The 884-nt window shown below is 34.3% G+C and carries 2 protein-coding genes; both read left to right on the top strand.

Annotated elements, in window-relative coordinates; translation table 11 throughout:
• Nucleotide 1: 1 nt before the first annotated feature.
• Entirely contained in the window at nt 2-337 is a 336-nt protein-coding gene (locus GMD4S_RS13575; RefSeq protein ID WP_008290302.1) for a hypothetical protein, read from the top strand.
• A 135-nt stretch (nt 338-472) separates the two neighbouring features.
• Nucleotides 473-676, top strand: a complete 204-nt coding sequence (locus GMD4S_RS09520; RefSeq protein WP_008281298.1) for a hypothetical protein — start codon at nt 473-475, stop codon at nt 674-676.
• Nucleotides 677-884: the final 208 nt, after the last annotated feature.

The following is an 884-nucleotide window of genomic DNA, read 5'->3' as shown; positions in this document are numbered from 1 at the left end:
GGTGGCAGGCATAACCTTGCTTTTGGGACCTGTCCTACGATTTTTGCTATCCTATACTGGTGCCATCATCTATAAAGATCCTTCAAAGGTGCTGGTCGTCACGGTAACCTTTTCCTTGCTCCTGACATTTTTTAAGATTTTGATGATTGCATTAGGGACCTTTATGTTAATCTATTTCGAAGAAGATCAACAACTTCGAAAGCTACCTTCTATTTTATTTATCATTGGTGGCGTGCTGGGCTTTCTTTCAGCGACCGAGTGGATAGGAGGATTTCTAATCATTAAAGGCGCTGTTTCTTTTTCTAAATTTTTGAAAGAAGTCCGTGGCCTTGTCTGATAGTCTAGTGAAACAATCCGTTTGAGGGTTGTTTTTTTATTTAAAGAATTATCTGGCAAAAGAATATGTTAGCAAAATGCTTTTTTATAAGAAAACATGATGTAATACAACTTGAAAAAATAAAAAGAGAATATTATGAAACAATCTTTCATTACATCGTATTTAACATTCTATTTAAAAGCTTCCATTACTTTAGAGGGAGTCTTTATAAAAACTTCTAACCCTACTATTTTAAAAGTTATTCCACTGGGTTCTCAAAATAAAACAATTCCTGTTGATCATGTTGCAAGTGTAGATAGTTCATTTCGTCTTGATTTCAAAACATTTGCTTGGGTATAATTTTCGCTCTTATTGGCCTTTCAATGATGCAAAATTCATTTATTGGGGGATTGATATTAGCGGCTTATGGTGTATTAACAGTGCTAAGTGCTTTTCAAACTCTACTAGTTTTGCATCTTGCTTCTGGTGGAACACATGTTGTCAGTGTGGTAGTATTTGAAAAAGCTAATCTTGAAAATTGCAAAGAAACAATTGAAGGTCTAATTCA

It is taken from the genome of Streptococcus sp. GMD4S (assembly GCF_000296955.1).
The sequence above is the reverse complement of the archived record's forward strand: the minus strand, read 5'-3'. Positions and strand labels throughout refer to the sequence as shown.

What these genes read in the sequence shown, in the direction of transcription:
- GMD4S_RS09520 (WP_008281298.1), top strand. Translation starts at nt 473, where the DNA reads ATGAAACAATCTTTCATTACATCGTATTTAACATTCTATTTAAAAGCT.